We start from the raw sequence: 23,333 nt of genomic DNA, 5'->3' as shown, positions 1-23,333 counted from the left end.
TTAGTTTTCCTTAAAGTACCCTTCTTGCACATTAAATGCTTTCTGTATCATCTGAAAGGAGCTGCCGTTAACAATGATGATTAAATAATCCCCAAGGCTAATAGAAAACTTCTGTTCAGGATTTTTAAGGAGTTGTCTCTTGCCGGTTTTATCCTTTTTACTCATTCCAATTAGAATACCATTGTATGTTTTCTTTATGTTATCAAAAGATTCATGATAATCCTTGTTAAGGTACGGGTTGTCATAAGTAACCAAAAACTGCTTAATGTCATAATCAGTGGGCGTATGAGCAAATGACATGATATCTTCAGTGTAGGAGGCCACATCAGGTTCAAACATATAACTGGCGAGAATCTTAGACGAAATGTCGTGAGGAGAAATGGCATTGGTAACTCCAGCACTAATAAAAGTATTCTTGAGATTTGCATTCTCTAGTGTTACTACGAATTCGAGGTTCTCAAATACCTTTTTCATGTTAAGTATAAAAACCAATTTTTCAGTATCATCCTCCAAATTGACAAAGACCACAGTAGATTGTTCAATATTCGCCTTTTTTAGCATGTCTGTGTTCTCAAAATCTGAGTACAATGTAAATACCTTGGCTGTGTCATACTTTTCATGTATGTGTTCGATATGACTTTTGACATTGGTAACAATCGCCACCTTTTTGTTGGCTCCGATAAGCTGTTCTACCACGAGCTGCCCAAAGTCACTCCAACCAATCATGACAACGTGTTGCTCAAAAACGGTACCGTTGTAACCTAACATTTTATTTTGTTTTAAAGTTGATATTAAGTTTGTGATTTGTCCAATGAGTAAACCGTAGATACCTACACTCATCAGTACGAAAATGAACCCAATGGCTCTGCCATATAATGTTACAGGATAAATATCTCCATACCCTACAGTAGTTAGCGTGGCTATGGTATACCAGAGTGCCTGATGGTAATTCGTAATACTTGATTGATTACTATCCTGTTCAAAATTTATTAATAAGGTAATAAGGGCGAAGTAAATTATTACTCCAACGACTGCACCGCCAATAAAGCGATTTATTCGTCTCCTTTCGCTTGCGTTTAGCATTAATTAAGAATAAAATATAAACGAATTTATAAAAAATGAAGATATCCAAAATTGCTATCCTAAAGAAATTTTGTGAGGATTATTCTTCACACTGATCAGCGAGTTAATCGGAAGTAGAGAGGTGAATTGTAATTCTAATAAGGAAATGAAAAAAGCTCCAGAAGATCTTCTGGAGCCAGCAGCATTTTGAGAAAAATTAATTATGATACTAATGTAGATGTCATCCATTTCAAAATACTGCCAACCTTCTTAATAATCTTGCCAAAGGGCCAATCGTGGTCGAGGAAGCTATTTTTGTTCGACTGGTGCCTTACCAAATCTCTTCTTAAACTGCGTGTTGAAATGGCTGACATTATTCATTCCGATGGCTTTGGCAACTTCCGAAGCATTGCTGACAGTTTTTTCTTTCAACATTCTATTGGCGAATTGCATACGAACCTCTTTGATGAATTCATAAGGTGTACCATCTGTCATCTTTTTGATCATTCGGTAGAACTTTCGTTCGCTTACCGCTATTTGATCAGCCAGATAGTTGATGGAAAGATTTGGGTCATCGATTTTTTCCAGGATAAGGTGTTCTACTTTTTTTAATAAAGATTGCTCTATTTCATCCAGAGTTTGCTGATTATTGATGAACAGCGCTCCTTCGTTATTGTTGTTCCAGATTTCTTTACGATTCAATAGGTTTTCAATCCTGATCAATAGTTCATCTGGATTGAAGGGTTTGCATAGAAAATCATTAACACCTTGTGAAAGGACTTTGGTCTTATCTTCTTCAGATGTTCTGGCTGAAAGCACAAGCGCGGGAATCTTTCTTAGTTTTTCGCTTTCCTTAAGTTTTTCTAAAAGTTCGAAACCATCAAACCATGGCATCATCAAATCAGTGATAATCAAATTAACAGTCTCCTTGTCCAAGACTTTTAGTGCTCTTTGCCCATTTGGTGCAGTCAACACGTGATATTTGGTTTCAACGATGTTTTGAATAAATTCTCTGACCTCAGGATGGTCTTCTACGATAAGTACCGTTGGCTTGTCAGAGGTGTCCTCAATCGCGTGAGAAATATTGACCACTGGACTTTTGTCTTCAATTGGTTCGTCAAGCTCTTTGAAGAGGCCCATGGTCTCATCGCTATAGCTGAGATCAGGAAGCTGAGTGATTTCTTCAGCAGGTACTCTCTCTCTTCGAATGCAAATGACAAATTCTGAACCTTGGCCAAGCTTGCTTTTAACTTCAATAGTCGCATTGTGCTTACTGATGATCTCTTTTACGAGCGCTAAGCCTATACCGAAACCTTCTTGAGTTTTGAAGGTGGTATCAGGTGCCTGATAGTACCTCTCAAAAATATACGGAAGGTTTTGTTCAGGAATACCTTCTCCTGAGTCTATTACAGAAATAACAAGGTTTTCATATTCTCTGTTCAGTGCTACCGTGACAGAGTCACCTGATTTGGTATGCTTCAGTGCATTAGTAATCAGATTGAATAGAACCTTCTCAAACTGAAAAGGATCTATGTGAATGACAGATTCGCCATCGAAAATAGATTTGGAATAGGAGAGGTGTATGCCCTTAAGTTCTGCCATAGAGTCGAACATCTTGACGAACAACTTCAACATCTTGTCAATATCGATATATTTCTTGTGCGTGACGAGCTTGCCATCTTCGAGCTTTATGAGCTCATTGATTTCATTGGTCAAATGAATGATCCTTTGTCCATTCAATATGGCTGTTTTGAGTTGCCTTTCAGCCTTTTCGGTGAGTAGCAAATCTTCACTTTTGAGTACTTGATCTATGCCACCCATGATCAGGGTAAGCGGAGTCCTCAGATCATGAGATATGTTGGCGAAAAACCTGGACTTGGCTTCATCCAATTGTCGGAGTCGGTCTGATTGCTGTTGTATCTTAGCGGAAAGCCTTTTGTTTATTAAATAAGCACGATAGACCAATAGAGCAATGACGACTACCAGAAACATACCTACTCCGATACTGTAGAGCAAGATGTTTTGTGCCCTGATAGTTTCTTCATTTGCTATCTTTTGCTGTTTTAATAATTCATTTTCATTGGCACGCTTTTCGGCTTCCAGTCGCATCTGGACCTTGTATTTGTTGCTTTCTTTTTGACTTAAGTCAATTGAGTCTTGTGCTTGTTTGAAGTTCTGCTGAACAAAGATAGCCTCTTTGTATTTTCCCGTGGCGACCAGTGCGAGATACATTTTATCTGCGAGTGCTACCACTTGTTTTAAGTTACCACTAGAGTACGCTATCGGTAAATTGGACTCACATATCTCGATGGCTTTATTGTATTTCTTTAGATTGATGTAAATTAAAGCTAACTGCTGGACACATTCGAGTGCATCGTCTTTGGCATTTATAGATTGATATCCTTCTAAAGCAGATTTGTAAAACGGTAGCGCATTTTCAAACTGATCTTGAATATAAAAGTTATAACCCATTGATCGGGAGGCATAATTTGCTTCCAAGTATTTCTTTTGTTCCAATGCAAATTTCTTAGCACTATCAAGATATAGAGGTGCTTCTTCAAAATTGCCAATTCTTGTTTGCAGTCTTGCAATTTGGTTGTAATTATAAGGATCTGGGGGTAAGTTGCTTTTTTTGAGTAAGTCAATAGATTTCTTATAATGTCTTAGGGCCTCAGGGTAATTTTGCAGATTATCATAGATAAGTCCAATATTGCTTATAAGAACAGCGACCTCATAATAATGCTTATCATTCTCATGAATTTCTAATGCCTTAAAGTAACAGTCCAGGGCTATGTCATAATCTTCAAATTTATAGAATGCATTTCCTAAATAAGTGTAGGTATATGCTAGTAGAGTATCTGGCTTATCATATTTTGAAATAAAATCTCTGGCTGAAGTGATGGATTCCAAATAGTTGCCCCTTTTGTACTCATTTCTTACCCTCATGTATAAGAGTGGATAGTAGTAATTACTATACATCTCTTCACCGAGGAGATTTTCTGATTCCTCGGTCAAAAGGTTGTAAGCCATATCCGTTTGATTCGAATTTATGAGAGAATCATAGGTATGTACAAATTGTTCAAAGGTTTTTGCGTCACTTTCGCTTGTTTGCCGTGCTATGCTTTCAGAGGCAATTGCCGTACAGAGCAAAGCAAAAAAGGCAGGTCGGTATATAAGATATCTTAACAATGAACTTAATAATAGTTTTTCCCAAAATGCTGTTTCTCGATTATCTGCGGCCTCCGCCTCCTCCTCCTGGATCATGTGGAGGATCATTATCATCTTCCTCGTCCGGCTTTCGACTCAGGTAGAGTTCTTGCTTGATTAACTTCATAATTCTACGTTTTTAGTGTTAAAAATAAATGAGATTCAAATTAGCGAAATATATTTTATATAGCCTCGGATAATTATGGTTTTATTGCCACAATGACAATATTGTATCAAGAATACTTTGATGGCTACAATTTCTTAACATTTTTTAAGATTCCTAAAAGTTAAAAGTTAGTTAATTGTATAAATGGTAGTACCATTTTTGTTTGTTTTACGTTCTGTTAGAATTAATTCAATTTTCATGATTCATATGAAGCCCATATTTACTTTCTTTTTTGTTTTCATTATCGGTTTTCAAGTTTGTCAGGCGCAAGAAGTCACAAAGAAACACTATCGTATCGCTATCACAGTTGATGGCTTGGAAGATAGCGTAGCCTACCTCGGATATTATCGAGGAGATAAGAGATATGTGCTTGATACGACTGCTATAGAGAATGGAAAATTAGTTTTTGAAGATGACAAGGACATAAAGGCGGGGGTTTATTTTTTATATTCAAAATCCTATACCATGGATTTTTTGGTGGACCGGTCGCTGGACTTTTCTTTGAAAACAAAAAAGGAAACCACGTATCCCGATCTAACAGTAGAAAACTCGCAAGACAACGAGCAATTCAGAGATTTTCAGCTTGTTATGATCGCTCATCAACAAAAAATGCAGGCCTTAACTTCAGCTCTCGATTCCACGAGTACTGCTACTGATACTCTACGGGTCAGGGAAGAAATGGCTACTTTGAATAAGACTAATACTGAGAAAAGAGACAGCCTGTTGAATACTTTTGGGGATACCTACATGAGTCAGATTTTAATTATGATGGGTAAGTCACCGGAGCTGAAAATAGATTCAGATTCACCAACTTTGGAGCAGAAGAAAGCGCAGTACAATTATTACAAACAGCATTTCTTTGATGGGCTTGATTTTAGCTCAGAAGGCCTGATAAGGGCACCTAATTTTTATGGAAAAGTAAAAGAATACATTGATCGTGTGACCTTCCAAAATCCGGATTCAATTATTGCCTCTGTTGATTTTGTTCTGAACAAGTGCAAGGATAATCCTGAACTTTTTCGGTTTTGGATGGGTACTTTTTTTCAAGAATATCAAAATGCTAAGATCATGGGTATGGACAAGGTTTTTGTTCATTTGTCGGACAACTATTACCTGAACGGAAAGATAGAATGGGCCGATAGTACCTTACTAGCCGAATTGAGTAAGGAAATGACGTTCCTCCGTGACAATCAGATTGGCCTTAAGGCACCTCAGATGTACTTATCTGACACTTTAGGGAGAGCCACAAGCCTGTATGATATCAAATCGGATTACCTGGTCCTTTTCTTTTATGATCCTGACTGTGGTCATTGCAAGAAAAAGACTCCGGTATTGTATGATCTCTACAAGAAGATGGATGGAGACTTTGATGTGGCGGCTATTACCGTGAATACGGAGATACAGAAGTGGAAGGATTTCATTAAGAAGTTTGATTTGAATTGGATTAACCTGGGAGATCCGAACTATCGAAGCAACTTTCGGGTGCAGTACAATGTGAGAAGTACGCCGCAAGTTTATATCTTGAATAAGGACAAAGAGATAATCGCAAAAAAATTAGATGTGGAACAAATTGAGACATTTATCAACGATAGAAAAAGAATGGATAAATTGACTCAGTAGGGACTTTTCAAAGAAGGCCTTTTTAATTGTGTAGAAAATTTTCTGATTTAGTTGAATTAGTTTATTTTCGATTTTTTTAAAACAAAATAAAAATTTCAATCAGATGATTAAGGAATTCAACACGTTGCGTGATGATGAAATAGAGGTGTTGCTTAGGGCTCCTGTCTTAGTCTCCATTCTTATAGCTGGAGCTGATGATAAGATAGATAAGTCTGAAATTCATCAAGCTGTGGAAATAGCGAATAGCAAACAGTCAAGAGCACGAGAGCAACTTATTGATTATTACAAGGAGGTAGGAAAGGACTTTGGAGACAAATTTATCAAGTTGGTGAATGAAATGCCGGATACGTCTGAAGGAAGGTCTGAAATTATCACTAAAGAACTTAGAAAGCTTAATTTCATTTTACCTAAGATTGAGCAAAAATTTGCGATTAAGCTACACGCCAGTTTGAAAGATATGGCTAAGAAGGTAGCCGAGGCTTCTGGTGGGATTTTAGGATACATGTCCGTTAGCTATGAAGAAGCAAAATTGATGGAACTAAAAATGATCGACGACCCGTCAGATTACTAAAAAGTAAATATCAACCCCGCTAGTCGGGGTTTTTTTTTCTCTATACCTGATCATCATGTATACCAGATACCGTGCCGACATCATTTATCCGTTGCGATTGACATTTGTCATTTGGTTAGTGTTTACGATTCAATTCTATTCGCATGTTGATTTGGGCTTTTTGGGAATTTATCCGCGCACGTTTGAAGGTCTCATTGGGATCCTTACGGGCCCCTTGGTCCATGGCAACGTCCAGCATATCCTGTCTAATACATTGCCTCTTCTGTTTCTCGGTATTACTGTCTTTGTATTCTACAATCGTATTGCGCTCTGGGTATTTGCAAATTGCTATGTGCTTACGGGAATCTTGGTTTGGATGTTCGGGAGATCATTTTATCATATTGGAGCCAGTGGACTAATCTATGGTCTGGCTTTTTTTCTGATATCTTTTGGTTTGTTTAGAAAAGATTTTCGATCGCTGGCTATCTCAATTGTGGTCGTTATTCTATATGGAGGTCTGATCTATGGCATGCTACCCACAGTTTCCAATATATCTTGGGAGTCGCATGCTTTTGGAGCTTTTGTAGGTATCGGACTTGCATTTATGTATCGCAATACCCGAAGACTGGATTAGTAACCAAGTCAAAGGTTTAGCACAAATGCATATATCTGGCGAGCATATTCCGATTCATTCACGGTGAAATTGTCCATTCTGGATGCTACATCAAATTGATATAATTCTGTGAACTCAAGGGTAGTAGAAGCAAGCAGCAATTCCATATCATCAGTACTATAGAGGAAATTTTTGCTTCCATGTAAATAGAGTATGCCTCGCAGTTTTTCTCCAGGCTGATTTTTGACCATATTCAGTGCATTGTAGCTGCTGTTTTCAATACCTGCAGGAAGTCTCATTATAGCATTTATTTTCGAAAATTGAGTCTTCAGTTTAGTGAAGTCGACGAAGGGCTCATCTGCAATGATTCCGGCTATATCATCCTTTTGATAACCTCTGACTAGAGATATTCCTGCGCCAATGCCCCAGCCATAAGCAATCAATTCGTGGTGAAATCTGGCCTCACAATAATTATATACGGCATCAAAGTCATCATAAAATTCCTTGTATATATATTGATACTTATCAATATTGAAGTCACTGCTTTGGCCGAAGCCTCGATAATCATAGATGACCACACTAAATCCGTAGTTTACCAAAATTCTCACGCGCTCCAGGTAATCTCCCATATTACCCACGCCGTCATGACTGATGATCATCAATTGATCTCCCAAATCTGAAGGAAAATACCAGGCATGAAGTTGCATATTATTTGTTGATGGAATGCTGAGCTTCTCATAAGTCATATGCAGATCGTGCGGAGTACGAGAATAGTTACGCTTAGGTGAAAGCGCAAAAAGTGCAGAGGGAATAAGAAAAAGTAAGAACAGCAGACTTGTCAATCGCATAAGAAACATTCAATTTAGGTTAAAGAAAACATTTTTAGACTGGAGAAAAAAATCAACCGTTTGTTTTAATCTCTTTGTGCTGCGCTTTAGAGAATACAATACCTTCAGATGGTGAAAACAGAAATGCTAATACGAAGAGCAATCCAGCCACTGAGGACATAGCACCAGCAATTGAGCCATCCAGATAGGCCGCTAGAAAATAGCCTGCAACAGAAATGATCACTCCCAAAATTGCAGTAATCAACAGCATCTTAGGAAAACTTTCTGTGAGTAGATAGGCGGTAGCCGGTGGAGCTATCATCAACGCAACGACAAGGATAGCGCCTACAGACTCGAATGAGGCCACTGTGGTGAGTGAAACGGCCGCCATTAATAGATAATGCCATAAGACAGTAGATATGCCTATTGCTGTGGCAAATGCAGGATCGAAAGTAGTCAAATAGAGCTCTTTGTATCCCAGCGTTATGAATAAGATAATGAGGATAAAAACAAATCCAGAAACATAAAGTACTCTGGGGCCTAAGATAAGTCCTGAGTCTGTAATCCATAAATCCAGCGGGATATAGGCAATTTCACCGTGTAACACACAATCTTGATCCAAATCCACTTCGTTGGCAAATACAGATATGAGAATTACGCCCAAAGCAAACAACCAGGTGAATGTGACCCCAATTGAGGCATCAGTTTGTAGGTTGCCCTTTTTATGAAAAAATTCTATGAGGACTGTGGTTAGTATTCCAATCACCCCCGCTCCCAAAAGCATAATTATTGAATCTCTACTACCACTAATTAAAAATGCAATGACTATGCCCGGAAGAACGGCATGGGATATGGCATCTCCTACCATAGCCATTTTCCTCAACACGAGAAAGCAGCCGAGTAGGCCACAAGAGATAGCGACCAATGTACCTGCAGAAATGATGTATATAGCGTCCATTAGTTCTTTAAACTTTTATTGTAAGGAATATTTGACTCATGCGGGTCACTGGTTGGGTATTGTAGTAGTGCTTCTAACTTGACTTCCAATTCTGGAGTAAGGATGTGTTCGATATTATCAGCATCCTCATGGACGTGGTCTGGCGCAATTCTCAAATACTTAGTCAAATACACTTCCCAAAGTCTGTGAAGTTTTACGATCCGTTGACCTTTTAAACGGCCCTGGTCGGTTAGGTACCAACTTCCTTTTTGGGTTTTTAGAAAGCCCTGATGTGTCAACCTCTTCAATCCTAAGGTAAGGGTAGGCGTTTTTATTGGTCGTTTGGCTTGTATTTGCGAGAGGTTCCTATGTTCATTGAAATTGTTGTCTATTTCTCCTAGCTGATAAAACAGTTTTAGAATGTTTTCCGTGAGAATACGTTTTTTTATTTTCGACTGCCTAATCAACTTGTACAGAATGCCCTTCTCTGGAGCAACAAAAAATGAGACTATGGCTATCATAGAAATGACCATCACTATCCATGGACCTGTTGGCATGGAAGGAGCCACGTACGAAATATAGGCTCCGCTAATGCCAGAAAATGCCCCAAAAATAGCAGCTAATAGTAGCATGATGCTCAATTGATTGGTCCAAAATCTTGCAGCTGCTGCCGGAGTAATCAACATAGCAGCCATGAGTACTACGCCGACAGCTTGAATTCCTGTGACCACTGCAAGAACTGTTAAAGTGGTTAAAGCCAACTCTAATCTTTTGACGGGAAATCCAATTGATTTTGCAAAGTCTTCGTCGAAGGAAATAAGAGCAAATTCTTTGTAAAACAGTATGACTCCAAGCAAGAGACAGATGCTGATGACACTAAATACCATCAAATCCTGACCTACGAGCGCAGCAGCTTTGCCAAAGAGAAAAGAGTCCAGTCCTGTTTGAGCAGCATTTCCTGAGTGCTGAATCATGGTTAACAATAAAATACCTATACCAAAAAAGACAGACAGAATGAGTCCTATGGCTGTATCTTCTTTGATTTTGGATTTTCTTGTGATTACATCTATCAGGATCAATGATAGCCAACCCGTAATGAAAGCGCCAATGATTAAGTACACCGGATTCTTGGTGCCCGAAATTAAAAATGCGAGACAAATACCTGGAAGTACCGCGTGTGCTACGGCGTCTCCGACCAGCGCCTTCTTTTTGAGGAATGTAAAGCAACCTACAAGCGCAGAGCTTATAGCAAGTAGCACAGAACCTCCTGCGACATATCGAATGTTTGGATTTTCAAATGAAAAGAATGTGATAAAATCTTCCATATTGACTTAGGTCAAATCTCTCGTTGGAAATTGCTGTTTCTTCAACAAGTTGCCCACTTCTGACAGAATGCTGAGCTTGCCTCCATAAGTTTCCTGAAGGAGCTCTTGTGTAAATGCCTGCTCTATTGGTCCGGAGGCCACCAAGCGCGTGTTGAGCTGAACTACCCAATCGAAATATTGAGTCACTGTTTGTAAGTCATGATGGACAACAATTACTGTTTTGCCTTCTTCAGACATGGTCTTGAGAATGCCAATAATTGCTTTTTCAGTGGCAGCGTCGACGCCAGCAAATGGTTCGTCCATGAAATAGATTTCTGCGTTTTGCGCTAAAGCCCTAGCCAAGAATACGCGTTGTTGTTGCCCGCCAGAAAGCTGGCTGATCTGACGACTGGAGTAGGGGAGCATATTCACTTGTTCAAGTGCATAGTCGGCCGCTTGGTAATCAGCTTTTCTTGGCCGTTTGAATAGGCCGAGTTCAGCATACCTGCCCATCACGACTACGTCACGAACCGAAGCAGGAAAGTCCCAATCCACTGATTCCTTTTGGGGAACATAGCTTACCCGACTTCTGACCTCAGCTATGGGTTTTTGAAGAATTTCAACCCACCCACTGCTCAACGGTACTATTTCCATGATTGCCTTGATCAAGGTAGATTTACCTGCACCATTTGGTCCAATAACACCTACGAGCGCCCCCTTTGGTAACGTCAGGTCTATACCCCATAGCACAGGTTTCTTACTATAAGTAACGGTGAGATCATGGATTTCTAATACCGGGTCGTCTACATTTACAATCATTTGAGTGCGTTTACAATGGTTTGAACATTGGCATGAACCATACCTATATAAGTACCTTCGGGTTTTTCAAATGGGCCCATGGCATCCGAGTACAAACTGCCACCAATTTTCACGTCATGTCCTTTTTTACGACAACCTTCAACCACAGCATTGATAGCCTTTTCGGACACAGAAGTTTCAATAAATACAGCCTTTATTTTATTGGTAGTGATCAGACCAACCAAATCTGCAACGTCTTTTAGGCCAGGTTCAGAAAGCGTAGAGATTCCCTGTAATCCTGTAACTTCAATTCGATAGGCATCTCCGAAGTAACCAAAAGCATCATGTGCCGTGATTAACATTCTTTGATTCTCAGGAATACTTGAAATGGAGCGTATTACTTCCAGATGCAACGAATCTAGAGACTGTAGAAATCGCTGAGCATTTTTGTCGTAAATCAATTTATTGGCTTCATCCGATAATACAAGATTGCGATGTACATTTCGAACGGCTTCCTTCCAAAGTGAAACATCGAACCAAATGTGAGGATCAAAAGTGCCTGGATACAACTCACTGGTTCTAAATAATGAATCGGGAATATCTGAAGAGATGGCTTTTACTGGTTTGATTCTACCTAGCTTTTCAAAAACTTCGCCCATTTTGCCTTCCAGGTGTAGACCATTGTAAAAGATCAGATCGGCATTTTGTAATTTTTTTAAGTCGCCTTGCGTGGCCTTATAAAGATGGGGGTCAACACCAGGACCCATAAGTGCTTTTGCCTCTACTTGTTTACCGGCGATGTTGATTACCGCATCGTAAATCATTCCCGTAGTTGTCACTACTTTTAATTTACCATCTCTTACCTTTTCTTTTGGTTGACAAGAGGTACTGGCGATCAATGTAATGACCGCGAATATGTATATGATATTAATTTTCATTCTGTGACTAATAGATTATCTGCTACTTGTTTTGAAATAAATATGAGCTTTTGACTGGGAAGCTCTATTTGCATTGAGCCATCGAAGGAGTTTTTTTCTTTAACTACTATTTTGGTTCCCAATGCAATATTGATTTTATCGAGGTGGGTGAGAAACTCTGAATCTGAATCGTCAACCCCAGTTACCAGTACTTTTTTGCCTTCAAATATTTCGGAAAGAGGGGACTTTTTTCCAAGCACAATTTCTCCACGTTCATCCGGTATTGGGTCGCCATGAGGATCGATTCTAGGGTAACCGAGGAATTTATCCAATTTCTGAGTCAAAATTGATGACTTGATGTGTTCCAGCTGCTCAGCAATTTCATGCACTTCATCCCACTTGAATTGTAGTTTATCCACTAAAAAAACTTCCCATAACCGATGCTTTCTTATGATCTGCAAAGCTTCTTTTCGTCCTTTTTGGGATACGTTTACACCTTTGTATTTCTGATAATGAATAAAGCCCTTGTCAGAAAGCTTCTTGATCATATCACTTACAGAAGCTGGTTTGGTCTGTAATACTTCAGCAATTGCATTTGTGGATACGTCTGACTTATCAGCCTGGGATAAGTGGTAGATAGCTTTTAAATAGTTTTCTTCAGCGTGACTTAGCATAAAGTGAATTAATGTTTAGCAAAAGAAAGCAATTTTTAGATTAATCTAAAAAAATATTTTGATTACTATTAATTTATTTACTGTGGCTTGATCACTAATAGTAGTGATTTTTATCAGTTATTTGGAATTTGTCTAAATAAAGATTGCATCAAAAGGGCAGGGAGTTATTTTTGCTTCATTATTTATAATTAGTCTTAATAAACAAAATATATTTGCGACCTATGAAATTTAACAGACTATATATCGGTCTTCTTTTCGGAGCTGCTGCGTTATCTTCTTGCAGCGACGATGATGCAACTCCATCAATTGATACCCCAACTACTTATTCTTTTACCAGAGATGGAGCTACCTCTGTTTCTTTTAGTGGCCAAACTACCAGAATAGCTATGGCTGAAGAATTGATCTCAGCTCTTAAGGACGAAACAAAGTCAAAGGAAGCTTTGCTTGCCATGTTTGCGCATGAAGAGGGTGCAGAAGATTTTTCTGATGCAGACCTAAACGCTTCAAGCAAAAGTATTAGGAGTAAAACTGCAGCGTCAAATGACTTTTTCTCAAGCAATGTTACGGATGCAACAGCTATTAAGTCACTGTTCGATACCTGGATTGGCGATCAGCATGATGAAGTATTTTCACGTTGGAATGAGCAGGCATCTGCAGGCGTCGCAGGACAACTTGCTGATGGTACTTCTACCAGATATGTGAGTGCAAATGGATTGGAATACAATCAAATGGTTGCGAAATCTCTAATTGGGGCATTAATGACTGATCAGGCGCTAAACAACTATTTGAGCCCTGCTGTACTCGATGCCGCCACAAATAGAGAAGACAACGATGCCGATGTTGTGGCCGAAGGTGAATCGTACACAACAATGGAACATAAATGGGACGAAGCTTATGGCTACTTATATGGTGCTTCACAAGATCCTACCAACCCAAATGCCACGCTTGGCGATGATAGTTTCTTAAATAAATATATTGCGAAAGTAGATGGTAACACCAACTACACGGGCATAGCTGATGATATATTCAACGCCTTTAAATTAGGTAGGGCTGCAATAGCGGCTAAGGACTACACAGTAAGAGATGAGCAGGCAGAGATCATCAAAGAAAATGTTTCCAAAGTAATCGCTGTTAGAGCTGTACACTATTTGCAAGCTGGTAAAGCAGCTCTTGCCAATCAGGAATTTGGCAGTGCCTTTCATGATTTATCAGAAGGCTTCGGATTTGTTTACAGTTTACAGTTCACCAGAAAACCTAACACCGATGCATCTTATTTCACAAAAGCTGAAGTGGATGCATTTATCGATAGTATTCTGGCTAACGACAACGGTCTTTGGAATGCCTCATCAACTACTCTTGATGAAGTGTCTAGTAAGATTTCAGATGCTTTTGGTTTGGTTTTGACTGAGGCGGCTGAATAAAATTTTGTATTAAAAAAATCTAATGTGAGACCGTTTAGAAAAGCGATCTCACATTTTCTATTTAAATATTAATGAAACAAGTTCTGTTTTTTCTTTTAGGTGTTGCCCTAATTTCCTGTGACTCGGGAAGCAATGAGTCTACTGACGATAATTTTGACAGACAAGCCATGTTGGTGAATTGGGCAGATAATATCATCGTTCCGGCATACAAAAACTATGAAGGAGAAGTGGATGCACTTGAGGCTCAGGCGGTTGTTTTCACAAACGCGCCCACTGAAGAGAGCTTGGCAACGCTAAGAGCAAAATGGAGATCTGCTTATTTGGCCTGGCAATGGGTGGCCATATTCGAAATTGGTGTGGCAGAGACCAACGGGCTACAAGGGTACACCAATATGTACCCAGCCAATATTGAAGAAATTGAATCAAGCATGCTTTCAGGTAGCTATAACCTTGAACTTCCATCACGTAGAGATCAGCAAGGGTTTCCTGCCTTGGACTATTTAATATATGGACTAGCTAGTAGTGATGCTGAAATATTGGCCAAATATGAAAATAATGCTTACAAAACATATTTGACAGATCTTGCAAAAAGGCTCCAGACCCTAACTTCTGAAGTGGTGAACGACTGGGAATCTGGATATAGAGACACCTTTGTCAATAATGATGGCTCCAGTGCAACAGGGGCAGTTAACAAACTGACCAATGATTATATATTTTATTTTGAAAAACATTTAAGAGCAAGTAAGGTTGGAATACCGGCAGGTGTATTCTCAGGCACCCCGGACCCAACCGATGTTGAAGCCTATTATGCATCAGATTTTTCAAAAGAGTTGTTCAACGAGGCACTAGCCTGCAGCAAAGCATTTTTCAATGGGCAGCATTTTGGTTCGACCCAAACCGGAGAAGGTTTTAAGACCTACCTCGACTATTTAAATTCGATCAGTGGTGGAACCGATTTGGCTCAACAAATTATTGATCAGTTCGCGGCAATTGAAAGTACAAGCAGTTCATTGACCTCAAGTTTCTCGCAGCAGGTTGAAAGCAATAATGAATTGATGCTGAATACCTATGATGAACTTCAAAAAAATGTAATCAATTTCAAAATTGATATGCTGCAGCTTATGAATGTCAAAGTAGATTATGTAGATGCTGATGGCGACTGATTCAATATCACGATATTGGAATAAAACAACTCAGGCCGCTCCCTTAGCGGTCTTTCGTATTTTATTCGGTTCATTGATTTTTATGAGTATGATTCGGTTTTGGTGGAATGGCTGGATCGAAAAACTTTACATCGAACCACAATTCTTCTTTTCATATTATGGCTTTGAATGGGTCAAGCCCTGGGGTCCATATACTTATATTATATTTTTTGTTTGCGGTGTTTCAGCTTTGTTTGTCGCGCTTGGATATAGGTATCGATTGTCCATAGTTCTCTTGTTTTTGAGCTTTACCTACATCGAATTGATGGATAAGACCACTTACCTCAATCATTATTACTTTGTAAGTCTGATAAGCTTCTTAATGATCTTTTTGCCTGCTCATAACTTTACCTCGGTAGATGCTAGGAAGAACCCTAAAATCAGCTATGACCGCATCCCTCAATGGACAATAGACAGCATAAAGCTGATGCTTGGCATTGTTTATTTCTATGCTGGTTTGGCGAAACTCAATTCTGATTGGCTGATTCATGCCATGCCACTTAAAATCTGGTTACCAGGAGGTTATGACCTTCCTGTTTTGGGCTATTGGTTACAGCAAGTGTGGGTTCATTATGCACTAAGTTGGATAGGTGCATTATATGACTTATCGGTGCCCTTTTTGTTGCTATACTCTGCAACGAGGTGGTTGGGTTATTCACTGGTTATCATTTTCCATTTGTTGACGAGTATGTTGTTTCCTATCGGAATGTTTCCTTATATCATGATTGCCAGCACACTTATTTTCTTTCCTCCGAAATTACATTTGAACTTGCTCAACCATCTCTCAAGATGGGTGGAATGGATACGGCCAGGTAGTCAACCAGGACGGGTATTGATTTATGACGGTAAATCTTTGAGGCAGAAGGTGAAAGTCAGTCTCTTTATCGCTTTCTTTGCGCTTCAATTGACCTTGCCCTTCAGATATGTCTTATATCCGGGCGAACTTTTTTGGACGGAAGAAGGCTTCAGGTTTTCGTGGCGTGTAATGCTCATGGAGAAGGCAGGTTCGACTAATTTCAAAATTGTGGACAAACAAACTGGTAAATGGTTTTATGTCGACAATAGTGATTTTCTGACCTCTTTTCAGGAAAAGCAAATGTCATTTCAACCTGATTTTATTTTGGAATATGCGCATTATTTAAAGAAGCATTTCGAAGACCAGGGGCATCAGGATATTGAAATTTATGTGGATAGTTATGTGGCATTGAACGGAAGACCAAGTCGACCATATATCAACCCAAATATTGATCTGACGAAGAAAAGTGAAACTTTAAAACATAAAGATTGGATTTTACCATTCAACGATGAAATTACGGGTTTATAAAATTATTGGCTTGCTGTTATTGATGTCCCAGGCAGTTTGGGCGCAGCTGGAATTGACTGGAAAGGTAACTGATGAAGTTACACAAAAAGGAATAGCTGGCGCACAGGTTTACATACAAGAAACCAGGACGTTGATCGAAACTGATCAAGCCGGAAATTTCAGTTTTAAAAACCTGTCTAAAGGTAATTATACGCTAGTCATCTTTTCTTATCAATACGAATCACGAACCAAATTAATAAATCTCGAATCCAGTCAGAATCTTAATTTCGAATTATCTGAATTGATGACTGAGTTGTCTGAGGTAGTCATTAGCCAGAAGAAGGAAGAAATTTTTGGATTAAAAAGATTGCAACCTGTTGAAGGCACAGCTATTTACGCGGGAAAGAAGAGCGAAGTCATTTTGTTAGATCAATTGGTGGGCAACAGGGCCAGTAACAATGCTCGTCAAGTCTATTCTCAGGTAGTTGGTCTCAACATTTATGAAAGCAACGACGGAGGATTACAATTGAGCATAGGAGGTCGAGGGTTAGATCCGAATCGGACTTCTAACTTCAATACCCGGCAAAATGGTTATGACATTAGTGCAGATGTGCTGGGCTATCCGGAAAGCTACTATACGCCTCCCGTAGAGGGACTGCAAGAAATAGAAGTGATTCGAGGTGCTGCATCTCTACAGTATGGGACTCAGTTTGGAGGGTTGATTAATTTCAAAATGAAACAACCTGTTCAAAATAAAAAGATTGAGTTAGAATCACGACAAACCGTAGGTTCATTTGGCCTCTTTACCAACTTCACCAGTCTGAGTGGAACAGTAGGTGACTTTAGTTATTACACCTATTTCAACTACAAAAAAGGAGATGGCTATCGACCTAATTCGGAATTCGACTCCAAGAATCTTTTTACCAATTTACAATATGCCTTCAGCGACGAAACCAGCATTTCATTGGACTTTACTTACCTCAAGTATCTGGCTCAGCAAGCTGGAGGCCTGACTGACTCTCAATTTGCGATGGATGCCAAATTCAGCAATCGGGAACGAAACTGGTTCGAAGTTGATTGGAAACTGTATTCTGTAAGACTGGATCATAAATTTTCTAATCGAACAGATTTTAGCCTAAATGTTTTTGGTCTGAATGCTGAACGAAATGCTTTAGGATTTAGAGGTATTCCAGGATCCGATGGACTGAATAGGAACCCAGTGAGCGAGCCCGATTGGAAAGATGAAAACGGAGAATATGTTTATTCAAGAGATTTGATCAAAGGTAATTTCAACAATTGGGGTGCAGAAGCGAGGTTATTAACGAGGTACAGTCTCTTCGACAGAGATGCCGTATTCTTGATTGGAGCAAAGTATTATAAGGCTGAAAATACCTCGGAGCAGGGTGCAGGTTCATTCGGGTCTGATGCTGATTTTAGTTTTGACCACAGCAATAATACGTATCCAAACGTATCTGATTACACCTTTCCAAATCAAAATTTGGCCATCTTCGGTGAAAATATTTTTTATCTGAACGAGCAGTTATCTGTCACACCGGGTTTCAGGTTTGAACATATCAAAACTGAAAGTAGGGGAGACTACAGATACTTTCCTGATCCTTCCAATCATCTGATTTTTACTGACTCTTCAGATGTTCAATCCCTGCCCAGGACTTTTGTGCTTTTGGGGATTGGGGTGAGCAATGAATTTAGCTCAAATCTGGAATTGTACTGGAATTTTTCTCAGAACTATCGATCTGTGACCTTTAGTGATATTCGAACAGTAAACCCTTCATTTATTATCGATGAGAATATCAAGGATGAAAATGGATATACTTCCGATGTTGGATTTAGGGGCAAATGGGAGAAATATGTATCCTATGATATTGGTGCTTATATGATGATGTACAGGGATCGCATCGGGATCATTTTCGACAATCGGGCCAATCGTGTCAGAACCAATATAGGCGATGCTATGATCTATGGTTTTGAACTCTTTGCAGAATGGAATCTACTTGAAACCATGCAGGGAAATAATAAGGAGTTGAAACTAAGATGGTTTGTCAATACTGCCTTTACGGGCTCAAAATACTTAAATGCCGTAGAGGGAAATAGTAACGTGGATGGTAATAGGGTAGAGTTTATTCCTGAAGTGAATATTAAGACTGGCCTGAATATGGGCTATAAGAACTTGTTGGCCAGTGTTCAGTTAACAAAGATGTCGAAACAGTTTACAGATGCAGAGAACTCTTCGATTGCTGAATCAGGTAGTGCGCGAGAAGGCGTGATTGGTGAAATTCCCGCCTATCATATACTCGACCTTTCGCTCTCTTATGCTTACAAACTATTTAAATTGGAAGCAGGAGTCAATAACCTGACGAACAATAACTATTTCACCAGACGAGCCACGGGCTATCCCGGTCCGGGAATCATCCCGTCTGATGGCCGAAGTTTCTATCTAACGTTAGGCATTAAGCTTTAATTTCGATCCTAAGTTATCGATGATTTAGTGGTCACCCTGTTCTACACCAGGCAAACTCTTTACCCAGGTCACTAACTTTTTTACTTGCTCATCTGATAAGCCAGCCTCGCCATGCATCAATGTGTAAGAAGTCAATGGCATTTCTCCTTCCTCTACTTCTTCGTAAAACTCCTCTAGTTTATGCAGTGCTTTTTTCTCAGAGTATTTGCCCCATTCAGACAGGTTGAAGTGTTCGCGACCCTCTTCAATGTGATCACCTATCCACCAGGATACAGGAGCTATACTTGTATACCAGGGATACTCGGTCTGATAAGAATGACAATCGTAGCATGAAGTTTTAATAATTTGGGCGATATCCTCAGGCGGATTCGTAATGGTAATAAAGTCATTTTCAGCTTGATAAATAGGGTTTTCCTTGTTAATACCAAAAAATTGGATAATAACTAACAGGGCCATAACACCTGCAATGATCTTGGTTTTTAACGTCATTTTATTCTAAGTATTTTGGCTCGAATATAGCAGTTTTAAATAGTAAATCCACCGTCTGCAGTATAAACACTACCGGTACAATATGAAGAAGCTTCGGAGGCTAAAAATAAGGCCAATCCTGAGATTTCATATGACTCTCCAATGCGACCCAAAGGAAGGTGCTTTACAAATTTTTTGGTCAAATCATCATTGGTCCATAGTGCCTCACTGAATTTGGTTTTAATCAAACCCGGACAAATTACATTGGCTCGAATACCCTGTGCACCAAGTTCTTTTGCCATCACCTTTGTCAAAGAAATAAGCGCAGCCTTACTTACACTGTAAATACCCAAATGGGCCTCTGGTGAAATACCGCCTACACTGCTAATATTAATTATTGAACCACCTGATTCCATGTGTGGAACACTGAGTTTGGCCAATTCGAACGGACCTTTTACATTCACATCCATGATCTTGTCAAAAGCGGTTAATTCGGTATTGAGCACTGGACCAAATACAGGATTAGTCGCAGCATTGTTGACGATGATGTCAATCTTCCCGAAGGCTTCAAGTGTATTGTCAACAAGATTGCCGATCTCTTGCATGTCCCCGGTATTGCATGCGACTCCAATAGCCTCGAATCCTGCTGCATTTATTTTCTCGGCAACCTGGTCGACTGCTTCTTGCTTTCTACTAGAGACTACCACTTTGGCTCCTGCCGCGGCGTAAATAGATGCGATGGCTTCACCTATGCCTTTGCTGGCTCCGGTAACAACGGCTACTTTATCTTTTAATGAAAACTTGCTCATAGAGTATTATTGGTTTTTATGTGAATGTCTTGTTGTGGAAATGGAATTTCAATGCCTTGTTTATTGAACTGGTCGTAAATTTCAAATCTGATGTCGCTCTTTATATTTTCAATTTGCCACATGTTTTTACTCCAAAAATGTACTTCAAGATCGAGAGAAGAATTGCCAAAATCGATAAATCGAGCAAAGGGTTGGGGCTTTTTGGCAACCTCGGTATGATCAGCTGTCGCTTTTTCTATAATAGTAGTTGCCTTCTTGAGATCGGTACCATAGGCGACGCCTACAGAAACCTTAAATCTGGTGGATTGCCGATTATGTGTCCAGTTGATGACCTTGTCACTAACTAGCTTTGAGTTGGGTACGATGATAATGATACCGTCTCGTGTCACTACTTCTGATGTTCTAATGTTTATTTCGGTGATTTTTCCTACCAATCCTTCCAATTCTACAATGTCGCCTATGGAAACCGTGCCTTCAAAAAGCAAAACCAGGCCGGATACGAGGTCATTGAACTGTTGCTGTACACCAAGTCCGAAGCCAACCAACAGTGCGGCAGATCCGGCCAGTAGAAGCGTGAGCTTCACGCCAACTAACTCCAGCCCAATGGCTATGGCGACTACCATCACCACATATTTGATGATTTGATAAAAGGCCCAGGCTCTGCCTTCATCGAACTGACCAACCTTAATTTGTCTGTTAAAGAAGCGCCTAAGAATAACCAAAACCAGCTTGGTTGCCACGACTACACCAATAATGGCCAGTATATGGTATACTCTTATATTGATGTCGCCTAAATGTAATAATTGAAATTGTAGAAACTCTTTCATATTAAAGCTTATTGCTTAATCCATAATTTCCATAATTGGCTTTTGCAAAGCAAGGTTGTTGGGGTAAAAAACTATTTTTTTCTTCTCTACTTCTAATTTTAGTGAAAATAATGACATGTCTACAATAGTGCCTTCTACAGAATTGTCACCATCAAGAATTCTAATGCGCGAACCTATTCTGTGTGGAAAGCTGAAGAAGAGAACGGCGCTGGCTGTTATATTACTTAGAATAGACCAACTAGCGAAAAGGGCAATTCCTGCAACGGTGAAGAAGGAAGCAAAATATATGGCAATCCCTTGAAAGCTTATTTCCCAAATAAATGCCAACATGATTATACTAACAATGAAGAATACTGTATTGATCAATTTCGCCGCATCGGTAGCCCTTCCTTTTTTAAAATCTTTCCTGGAAGCAAATTTTAATGTATTTCGTCTTGTCAGATACTTTGCAATCGTATAGACGACCACTATTCCAACAGTTAGGCTAATTTGGATAATGAGTTTTTCTTGCATTGATTCTGATCCTCAAATTTCAAAATTTCATCAAACCCTGATTTCGTGATCTAAGTTAAGATTTATTCATTTAGCTTAGGAGGGCATATCCAACAAAATCGAACTATTTTTGATATTCGCTAATTATCAATTCAATGATCTAATGAATCAATTATTTATTAATCAAATGTTCAATATCACATGAAATTTATAAACACTACCTTTCTATTTTCCGCTGTCATCTTTACGATTATTGGCTGTGCTGAACTAAAAAGCATCATAGATCAAAATCTGGGCCTGTCTAATCAAGAGATAGTGGATGGTTTAAAGAAAGCTTTGGATGTTGGCCTTGATAAATCAGTAACTTCCGCTTCTGCGGTAAATGGATACTTAAAGAACGAAGCTATTAAACTCATTTTGCCTAAGGAAGTTAAGTCTCTCCAGGAAGAAATAAAGTCGGGTTCCGTTTCTCTATTGAATGGGGCTGTTAAGGTGCCATATTCCAAAATACTCAATACCTATGTTTCTCTGGACCCCAATTTAGAGGAAGACCCATTCGACGAGCTAGTAGTAGCTATGAACAGAGGAGCTGAGCAAGCAGCGAAAAAGGCAATACCTATTTTTGGGTCAGCCATTAGAAATATGAGTTTCACTGATGCCTTGGGAATTCTTCAGGGAGGTGAAAAAGCTGCCACCGACTATTTCTATACCAAAACAAAAAGCAGTTTGCAGAGCGCCTTCCAACCCGAAATCAAAAACGCACTTGGTGATACAAAAGCCACAGCCATTTATGGTTCAGTAGCCAAGTTTGTCAATTACGAATACGAGGTTAATTATTTAATTAATACCTATACGGTTGATGTGAGCGATTATCTCAAGACCAAGGAGCTACCTGCAACTCTTGACGGTTATGCTACTAATAAGGCGATTGAAGGTCTATTTTACCTGATTGGCAATGAAGAAAAGAAAATCAGGGCCAACCCGATGGATTATGCCAGCACGATTATTCGCAAGGTTTTTTCGAGCGATGAGGCTCAAAGCAATTAATCTCAAAATTCACATGCGCATTATATACATTTGTAATTTGAATTGATACAAAAACATGATCAAGATTACTAAACTGCTCTACACCTTATCAATACCTATTTTTCTTGCCATCTTATTGTATGTCTATGCTTTTCTGCCGGAGCAAGTCGGTCTTTTTTTTGACAAGAATGGAGAAACTACCTTACTGATGAATAAGGCAGATTTCTTTTATGCTTGTCTTGGTTTATTTGTGTTCACTAACGGAATAATTCTGCTTTATAGAAAAATGAACCGTGGTAATCTCAACCTGGGAAAAGCAGATTTTGAAGACATGACTTCAGCAGAGTTGGTTTATCACTGGCTAAATGGCCTCTCTTTTGTTATTAATGTCATTTATATTTTCTCCATCATGTTTGTCGGCATGTATTACAATTCTGAACATTTTGACATTGTCAATTATGTTGCGCTTATATATTTGGGCCCTGTCATGTTAGCTGGCTGGGTTTTTTGGTTTATTTATTTACAATTTTCTAAGAAATAAAAAACCAACTGTAAGTCAATTACTTAGATAGATATATTTAAATAATTGATCAAAGAAAAAGGCTGATTTTCAATAGATTACAGAATATTT

The 23,333-nt window shown here is 39.1% G+C and carries 21 protein-coding genes; 9 read left to right on the top strand and 12 right to left on the bottom strand.

Going from position 1 to position 23,333, the window contains the following annotated elements:
• Positions 1 to 1,083: a potassium channel family protein gene (locus tag ABJD64_RS10665; RefSeq protein ID WP_348178533.1), complete on the bottom strand. Its 1,083-nt coding sequence runs from the start codon at positions 1,081 to 1,083 to the stop codon at positions 1 to 3.
• A 288-nt stretch (positions 1,084 to 1,371) separates the two neighbouring features.
• Positions 1,372 to 4,326, bottom strand: a complete 2,955-nt coding sequence (locus tag ABJD64_RS10660; RefSeq protein WP_348178531.1) for a response regulator — start codon at positions 4,324 to 4,326, stop codon at positions 1,372 to 1,374.
• Between the two features lie 316 nt (positions 4,327 to 4,642).
• Between ABJD64_RS10660 and ABJD64_RS10655 the strand changes: the two genes are divergently transcribed.
• The 3 genes from ABJD64_RS10655 (at position 4,643) to ABJD64_RS10645 (ending at position 7,239) form a co-directional block, all read left to right on the top strand.
• Complete coding sequence (locus ABJD64_RS10655) at positions 4,643 to 6,055, top strand: thioredoxin-like domain-containing protein (RefSeq protein WP_348178529.1); 1,413 nt, start codon at positions 4,643 to 4,645, stop codon at positions 6,053 to 6,055.
• Between the two features lie 103 nt (positions 6,056 to 6,158).
• Positions 6,159 to 6,626 carry a hypothetical protein gene (locus ABJD64_RS10650; protein ID WP_348178527.1) on the top strand — a complete coding sequence of 156 codons (468 nt, stop codon included), beginning with the start codon at positions 6,159 to 6,161 and terminating at the stop codon, positions 6,624 to 6,626.
• 55 nt (positions 6,627 to 6,681) lie between these two features.
• Entirely contained in the window at positions 6,682 to 7,239 is a 558-nt protein-coding gene (locus ABJD64_RS10645) for a rhomboid family intramembrane serine protease (RefSeq protein WP_348178525.1), read from the top strand.
• 8 nt (positions 7,240 to 7,247) lie between these two features.
• On the opposite strand, the gene ABJD64_RS10640 is transcribed toward ABJD64_RS10645, so the two are convergent.
• From ABJD64_RS10640 to ABJD64_RS10615, 6 genes are read right to left on the bottom strand one after another with little or no spacing between them, the layout of a single operon-like run.
• Positions 7,248 to 8,066 (bottom strand): alpha/beta hydrolase, encoded by an 819-nt coding sequence (locus tag ABJD64_RS10640; RefSeq protein ID WP_348178523.1) that lies wholly within the window; start codon positions 8,064 to 8,066, stop codon positions 7,248 to 7,250.
• A 52-nt stretch (positions 8,067 to 8,118) separates the two neighbouring features.
• Positions 8,119 to 9,003: a metal ABC transporter permease gene (locus ABJD64_RS10635; RefSeq protein ID WP_348178521.1), complete on the bottom strand. Its 885-nt coding sequence runs from the start codon at positions 9,001 to 9,003 to the stop codon at positions 8,119 to 8,121.
• Complete coding sequence (locus tag ABJD64_RS10630; protein WP_348178519.1) at positions 9,003 to 10,307, bottom strand: iron chelate uptake ABC transporter family permease subunit; 1,305 nt, start codon at positions 10,305 to 10,307, stop codon at positions 9,003 to 9,005. Before ABJD64_RS10630 ends, ABJD64_RS10635 begins: the two co-directional genes overlap by 1 nt.
• 6 nt (positions 10,308 to 10,313) lie before the next feature.
• Positions 10,314 to 11,105, bottom strand: a complete 792-nt coding sequence (locus ABJD64_RS10625; RefSeq protein ID WP_348178517.1) for a metal ABC transporter ATP-binding protein — start codon at positions 11,103 to 11,105, stop codon at positions 10,314 to 10,316.
• Entirely contained in the window at positions 11,102 to 12,022 is a 921-nt protein-coding gene (locus tag ABJD64_RS10620; protein ID WP_348178515.1) for a zinc ABC transporter substrate-binding protein, read from the bottom strand. The genes ABJD64_RS10625 and ABJD64_RS10620 overlap by 4 nt, the downstream gene beginning before the upstream one ends.
• The gene (locus ABJD64_RS10615) at positions 12,019 to 12,675 is read right to left on the bottom strand and encodes a metal-dependent transcriptional regulator (RefSeq protein ID WP_348178513.1); all 657 of its coding nucleotides are present in this window, start codon (positions 12,673 to 12,675) and stop codon (positions 12,019 to 12,021) included. Before ABJD64_RS10615 ends, ABJD64_RS10620 begins: the two co-directional genes overlap by 4 nt.
• 221 nt (positions 12,676 to 12,896) lie before the next feature.
• Here ABJD64_RS10615 and ABJD64_RS10610 point away from each other — a divergent pair, with 221 nt between their 5' ends.
• The 4 genes from ABJD64_RS10610 to ABJD64_RS10595 all read left to right on the top strand — a co-directional run bounded on the left by ABJD64_RS10610 (position 12,897) and on the right by ABJD64_RS10595 (position 19,080).
• Positions 12,897 to 14,096 carry a DUF4856 domain-containing protein gene (locus ABJD64_RS10610; protein WP_348178511.1) on the top strand — a complete coding sequence of 400 codons (1,200 nt, stop codon included), beginning with the start codon at positions 12,897 to 12,899 and terminating at the stop codon, positions 14,094 to 14,096.
• Between the two features lie 71 nt (positions 14,097 to 14,167).
• On the top strand, positions 14,168 to 15,259 hold the full coding sequence (locus tag ABJD64_RS10605) for an imelysin family protein (RefSeq protein WP_348178509.1): 1,092 nt from the start codon (positions 14,168 to 14,170) through the stop codon (positions 15,257 to 15,259).
• Entirely contained in the window at positions 15,243 to 16,622 is a 1,380-nt protein-coding gene (locus ABJD64_RS10600) for an HTTM domain-containing protein (protein WP_348178507.1), read from the top strand. Before ABJD64_RS10605 ends, ABJD64_RS10600 begins: the two co-directional genes overlap by 17 nt.
• Positions 16,603 to 19,080 carry a TonB-dependent receptor gene (locus tag ABJD64_RS10595; RefSeq protein WP_348178505.1) on the top strand — a complete coding sequence of 826 codons (2,478 nt, stop codon included), beginning with the start codon at positions 16,603 to 16,605 and terminating at the stop codon, positions 19,078 to 19,080. Before ABJD64_RS10600 ends, ABJD64_RS10595 begins: the two co-directional genes overlap by 20 nt.
• Positions 19,081 to 19,104: 24 nt before the next feature.
• Here ABJD64_RS10595 and ABJD64_RS10590 read toward each other — a convergent pair whose 3' ends face one another.
• From ABJD64_RS10590 to ABJD64_RS10575, 4 genes are read right to left on the bottom strand one after another with little or no spacing between them, the layout of a single operon-like run.
• Positions 19,105 to 19,569 carry a heme-binding domain-containing protein gene (locus ABJD64_RS10590; protein ID WP_348178503.1) on the bottom strand — a complete coding sequence of 155 codons (465 nt, stop codon included), beginning with the start codon at positions 19,567 to 19,569 and terminating at the stop codon, positions 19,105 to 19,107.
• Positions 19,570 to 19,604: 35 nt separating this feature from the next.
• Positions 19,605 to 20,357, bottom strand: coding sequence for a glucose 1-dehydrogenase (locus ABJD64_RS10585; RefSeq protein ID WP_348178501.1), 753 nt, complete (start codon positions 20,355 to 20,357; stop codon positions 19,605 to 19,607).
• The gene (locus ABJD64_RS10580; RefSeq protein ID WP_348178499.1) at positions 20,354 to 21,184 is read right to left on the bottom strand and encodes a mechanosensitive ion channel domain-containing protein; all 831 of its coding nucleotides are present in this window, start codon (positions 21,182 to 21,184) and stop codon (positions 20,354 to 20,356) included. The genes ABJD64_RS10585 and ABJD64_RS10580 overlap by 4 nt, the downstream gene beginning before the upstream one ends.
• Positions 21,185 to 21,199: 15 nt before the next feature.
• Positions 21,200 to 21,697 carry a mechanosensitive ion channel family protein gene (locus ABJD64_RS10575; RefSeq protein WP_348178497.1) on the bottom strand — a complete coding sequence of 166 codons (498 nt, stop codon included), beginning with the start codon at positions 21,695 to 21,697 and terminating at the stop codon, positions 21,200 to 21,202.
• 180 nt (positions 21,698 to 21,877) lie between these two features.
• Between ABJD64_RS10575 and ABJD64_RS10570 the strand changes: the two genes are divergently transcribed.
• A complete protein-coding gene (locus tag ABJD64_RS10570; protein WP_348178495.1) occupies positions 21,878 to 22,723 on the top strand; it encodes a DUF4197 domain-containing protein in 846 nt (281 codons plus the stop codon).
• Between the two features lie 55 nt (positions 22,724 to 22,778).
• Positions 22,779 to 23,243, top strand: coding sequence for a hypothetical protein (locus ABJD64_RS10565; RefSeq protein ID WP_348178493.1), 465 nt, complete (start codon positions 22,779 to 22,781; stop codon positions 23,241 to 23,243).
• Positions 23,244 to 23,333 lie beyond the last annotated feature (90 nt).

Source organism: Reichenbachiella sp., from assembly GCF_039944555.1.
Classification (GTDB): Bacteria; Bacteroidota; Bacteroidia; order Cytophagales; family Cyclobacteriaceae; genus Reichenbachiella.
The sequence above is the reverse complement of the archived record's forward strand: the minus strand, read 5'-3'. Positions and strand labels throughout refer to the sequence as shown.